This is a genomic window from Frankia sp. CgJB1 (assembly GCF_977947065.1).
Map to the genome: position 1 here is coordinate 1 of NZ_CDWTNB010000250.1, position 4,659 is coordinate 4,659.

At 75.4% G+C, this 4,659-nt stretch carries 7 protein-coding genes; 1 reads left to right on the forward strand and 6 read right to left on the reverse strand.

Annotated elements, in window-relative coordinates; genetic code table 11:
• From AC08OT_RS19290 to AC08OT_RS19310, 5 genes are all read right to left on the reverse strand, one after another.
• On the reverse strand, positions 1 to 994 hold a 994-nt coding region (locus AC08OT_RS19290), incomplete at its 3' end, for a hypothetical protein (protein WP_476603150.1).
• A complete protein-coding gene (locus tag AC08OT_RS19295; RefSeq protein ID WP_476603151.1) occupies positions 991 to 2,457 on the reverse strand; it encodes a hypothetical protein in 1,467 nt (488 codons plus the stop codon). The genes AC08OT_RS19290 and AC08OT_RS19295, both read right to left, overlap by 4 nt.
• Positions 2,450 to 2,962, reverse strand: a complete 513-nt coding sequence (locus tag AC08OT_RS19300; RefSeq protein ID WP_476593238.1) for a hypothetical protein — start codon at positions 2,960 to 2,962, stop codon at positions 2,450 to 2,452. Before AC08OT_RS19300 ends, AC08OT_RS19295 begins: the two co-directional genes overlap by 8 nt.
• Positions 2,963 to 3,325 (reverse strand): hypothetical protein, encoded by a 363-nt coding sequence (locus tag AC08OT_RS19305; RefSeq protein WP_476593239.1) that lies wholly within the window; start codon positions 3,323 to 3,325, stop codon positions 2,963 to 2,965.
• 2 nt (positions 3,326 to 3,327) lie between these two features.
• Entirely contained in the window at positions 3,328 to 4,050 is a 723-nt protein-coding gene (locus AC08OT_RS19310) for a hypothetical protein (RefSeq protein ID WP_476593240.1), read from the reverse strand.
• On the opposite strand from AC08OT_RS19310, the gene AC08OT_RS19315 reads away from it, so the two are divergent.
• Entirely contained in the window at positions 4,034 to 4,411 is a 378-nt protein-coding gene (locus AC08OT_RS19315) for a hypothetical protein (RefSeq protein WP_476593241.1), read from the forward strand. The two genes, AC08OT_RS19310 and AC08OT_RS19315, sit on opposite strands and share 17 nt — an antisense overlap.
• Here AC08OT_RS19315 and AC08OT_RS19320 read toward each other — a convergent pair.
• Positions 4,386 to 4,659, reverse strand: a 274-nt coding sequence (locus tag AC08OT_RS19320; protein ID WP_476603152.1) for a hypothetical protein, incomplete at its 5' end; no start/stop codon positions are given. The genes AC08OT_RS19315 and AC08OT_RS19320 overlap by 26 nt on opposite strands.

Here is a 4,659-nt window from a genome sequence, read left to right on the forward strand (position 1 = left end):
CGTCGGTGGCCGGGGTCGACGCCGGCAGCACCAGCCGTTCCCGCCGCACCTGGGCCAGGAACGCCAGCCGGGCGGCGCGCGCGGCCGCCTCGCCGGCAGGCGACGCCGACATCAGCAGCAGCCCGACCGAGTACGGCCGCACCTGCTCGACGATCCGCACCCGGCGGATCGCGCCGAGCTCGCCCAGCCATCCGCGCGGTCTGTCCTGCGGGCCGCCGCTGCCGTTGACGGCCTCGGCGACGCCGGCCGGCGTCGGCATCGAGAAGGCGCGCAGCGCCAGCAGCCGGCGGCGGTAGTCCTCGTCGTTCTCCAACCCGGTTGGCTCGGTCCGGGGACCGGTGAACACCTGCGGCGGCAGCCCGCTCCGGCCGAGCAACCGGTCACCGAACCGCGCCGCCCCGAGGTCGGCGCCGTGCCGGTCCAGGGCCGCGCGGCGGGCGTTGGCCACCGCCCGGGACGCGCTGACCTCCCGTGCCGCGCACCGCAGCCGGACCTTCTCGGCACCGATCAGGTACAGCAGCCGGCCCATCGTGCCCTGCACCAGGGTGACCGACAGCAGGGCGAGCAGCTCGCGCGGCGCAACCGGGGTGGCCGGCCCGCCGGCGGTTACCCACCGCGCCTTGACCTGCAGCGCCAACAGGTCGAACGCCGGTGCGAAGACGAACGGCCACACCGGCAGCATCGCCCCCCGCTCGCTGAACGGCGCGTACCGGACCGGGATCGTGACCTGCGGCCTGCCCGAGCCGTCCGACTCCGGCCCGGGCAGGCCGACCTCGACGGCCAGCTCGTCGAGCTCCAGGTCACGCTCCAGGGTGAGCAGCACCAGCGGCTCGCGGTCCCAGGTCAGCCGGACGGTGCCGGTGTCGTCCAGCGGGAAGGACTCGTGCGCGGCACCGGCCGACAGCACCCCCGTGAGGTGGTCGGCGAGGTTGACGAAGGACGCCGACCGCGGGCCGTCCGGGTCCGCGACCGTCATCGGGTCGTGCGGGGTCATCGGGTCGCGATCCGCAGCTCGTCGAGCTGTTCCACGTAGGTCGGGATGCTGGTCGGCCCCACCACGACGTTCTCGCCGGGGCCCAGCCGGACCGTGCCCCCGCCCCCCGGGACCCCGGCGTCGTCCAGGCCCCCGGGCCAACGCAGCAGGGCCAGGTCGCGCACGTCCTGCACGCCGGGAACGCTCATCAGCGCGTAGCTCACCTCGGCCGCCCGCACCGGCTCGCCGAAGGACAGCCCCATGACGTACCCGCGCACCTGCTCCGACAGCCGGCGCTTGAGCTCCTGGGCGGCCGGGGAGGCGTTGACCACCTGGGTGCCACCACTGGGCAACGGCACGTCGCGCACCAGGATGTCCGCGGACAGCGACACCGACACCGCGTCGCCGCGCTCCACCGACGGGAAGATCCCCATCGGGCGGACGTCCTCGATCGCCGCCAGCACGGCCTCCCGCACCCCGCCCGGGCCGGCCCAGATCGCCACCGGGGTCTCGGCCACCAGCACGGTCAGGTAGAAGGGGTTGGTGATGTCCCGCTCGGTGGAGAACACCCCGTCCAGGAAGCTCAGCGTGCCGAACACCGACTGGTTCAGGTCCAGGCCGCCCAGGCCGTCGCGCACCTGCACCTGCCGGACACCGGGCACCAGGGACACCGCGACCTGCACGGCGTCCGCACTCCAGACCGAGCGCGGCGCCCGCAGCAGCAGCGCCCGGTAGCGGTCGTCCGGCCAGCGCAGGGTGCCTCCGGTCAGCGGCGCACTGTGCGTGATCCCGACCGTCACCTGCCCGTCGGTGCGCGCCACCAGGGCGGCGTAGCCGGCCAGCGCGGGGTCGAGCAGGTTCCATCGCTCCAGCCGCTGCGGGAAGGTGCCGGTCACGGTGGACACCAGCGGGTCCAGGTTGCCCTCCGGCCCCGGCTGGAAGGCGCTTACCGCCACCTCGGCGACCCGCTGGGCGCTGGTCAGCACCACCTGCTCGGCGGTGGCGGCGTCGTGCCCGCCGGGGGTGAGCATCCGGGCCCCGGCCGGGATGCGCACCTCGGCGACGTCGGCCGGGAGCGTCCCGTTCAGCTGCAGGGTGACCCGCCCGCGGGCCTCGCCGAACGGCCGCGCCAGCCCGACCTCCGCCCCCAGCAGGGACAGCGCCTCGCCGGTGGCGGTGGCGATGAAGCTGTTGTTGTCGAACATGGCGCCCAGCGCCGCCCAGGTGCGGGCATCCTCCAGGGCGGAGATCTCCAGGATCTTGCGCAGCACGGACGCCGAGGTGAGGTCGATGTCCTCGCCGAGGATGCCGCGGGCCAGGGCCAACTTCTCGGCCAGGATCCGGGTGAACGGCTTGGGCACGAACCCGCCGGCCGTCACCCCGACGTCGTCGCTGCCGGTGGCCCGCAGCACCGCGGCGTCCACGGCGACGACATCGACGGGCGGCAGGTCCGGCGGCAGGTCCGGCGGCGTCGGGTTAGACACCCGGCACCACCCCGTCGACGGACAGTGCCAGGGGGTCGCCGCTGGCCGCCTCGAACGTGGCGCGCACCGAGGCGGTGCGCCGCGAGCCCACGTCGCCCGGTTGACCTGGCTCGCCGCGCTCGTCCACCAGGGTCACGTCGATGATCCGGCGGACCCGCGGATCGCGTCGCAGGGTGTCCACCACAGCCACCCGGACCCCCTCCCGGACCAGCAGCGGGTCGACGTCGCCGGCCAGCATCCGCAGGCCGTCGAAGCCGAACCCGGTGTTGAAGACGTCGTCGCCCAGCCCGGTGGTCAGCGCGATCTCCAACGCCTGCACCAGGTTCGGTAAGCCCTCGACGACGCCGAGGTCTCGACCCCGGCCCGGCGCCGGCCGCAGCACCAGGTCGCGCCCGAGCTCCAGGCCCGGCTGGGTCGGCTCGCTGGCCAGGCCCCAGCCGAGCACCCGCCGCCGCAGGGCGGATGCCTCGGGGCCGTCCTGGGCCCGGGGGTCCCGTGCTGCCATTCAGACCGCCTGCAGCGTGGTGGTGGAGGTGCGCTGCACGCTGACCGCATGCGCGGGCGGCGACACCGCCGACCCGACGCTGGGCGCCGACAGCGTCTCCAGCAGCACGGGAACGCCGCCGACCACGAGCTTGGTCGCCACCCCCGCGGCCGGCGCGGCAACCGAGGTGCAGGGCGAGGGACTGCCGCCGGCCGGGTTGGTGGCCGTGCAGGAGCCCGGCTGCACGGTCCAGCTCGACACCCCGGACTGCAGCGCCACCGGTTCGCCGCCCACCAGGAGCTTCACCGGACCGGAGTTGGCGACGACCACCTGGCCCTGCAGCGAGCAGGCCACCGTGGCCCCGATCGTGATCACTGCCGGCATCCTCATTCCACCTTCATCTGCTCGTCGACGCTGACCTTGACGTTCTTGCCGGACATCTCGACGTCCTGCTGGGTGGCCTTGATGACCACGCTGGCCGCGGCGAGGGTCAGCGTGCCCTTCGCGACTAGCCGGACGTCACCGGAGTCGGTGAACTCGAGCAGGGTGGTCCCGTCGGAGTGCTCCACCGACAGCACGACCTTGTCCGGCGCGGGCGTCGGCCTGGTGCCGGCCGGGGCCAGGCCATCGGGGCCGATCCGCAGCCGCAGGTTGCCGACCTCGATCACCCGGTGGCCGTCGGCGTCCACCAGGTCGTTGGTGGCCTTGCCGGACGGTGGGACCGGGGTGGCCGCCGCGGGCAGCGAGGCACGTTCCCCCGGCGGGACCTCCGCTGGCAGCGACAGCCACCAGTCGCCGGCCTGGGCGTCGGGCCCCGCACCGTCCGGCCACACCGCGCCGACGTCGACCGGGTCGTCCGGCTGCCCGTGCCGATGCACCGATACCACCCGGGTGCCGGGGTAGCGCGGCACCACCAGCCCGTAGCGGCCCCAGGCGAACGGCGTCGCGTACGGCACGTTCGTCTTCTCCAGCGGAGTTGCCCGGTCGACCGGCAGCCGGACGGCACCGTGCCCGGCGCCGTCGGACGCCGGCGTGGTGCCCTGCCACAGGGTGACCCGCTGCGCGGCGGCATCCCCCCTGCGCGGCCGGGCGGTGCGCCCGGACCTCACCCACCTCGGCGACCTCCAGGGTGGCCAGCCGGCGCTGGATGCCGTCCTCCAGCTGTGCGCGCAGCGCGACGACCGGGTCGGGATGGTCGGTGGGCGGGGCGCCGTCGCCGGTCACCGCGCCGGCCGTGGCCGGGGTAGTACGCCGGTCCCAGCCGTCCTCGCCGGCGGCCAGGCCGACCAAGGTGAGCTCGGTGAGGAAGCCGGCCGAGCGGCTGAGCGTGTGGGTGATCCCGGTCACGTACCCGCGAGCGCCGGTGCCCTCTCCGAGCAGGCCGGTCAGCGGCGCCGCGAAGGCGCCCAGCAGCGCGGAGGCCAGGTTGGGCTGCACCGTGCCCTCACCCGGGCGGCGGGTCGAAGGTGACCACGTCGCCGGGCCGGATGTCGGGGCGGCCGCGCAGCCGGACCAGCCACTGGTCGCGGCGGGCGGGCTCGGTGCCGCCGTCCGCGCCGGCGTCGAGCACCAGGGCAGGCAGCGCCTCGACCGACAGCAGCCCGGTCGGGTGGGTCAGCGCCGGCGGGTCGCCGCGCAGCGGGATCGGGCGGACGCCGACGTGCAGCGCGCCGTCGCGGACCAGCAGCAGGCCCCGCCCGTGGCGGCCGGTGGCCAGC

Bases quoted from the DNA above. Each gene is read 5' to 3' on its own strand.
- AC08OT_RS19300 (WP_476593238.1), bottom strand. From the start codon at position 2,962: ATGGCAGCACGGGACCCCCGGGCCCAGGACGGCCCCGAGGCATCCGCC.
- AC08OT_RS19305 (WP_476593239.1), bottom strand. From the start codon at position 3,325: ATGCCGGCAGTGATCACGATCGGGGCCACGGTGGCCTGCTCGCTGCAG.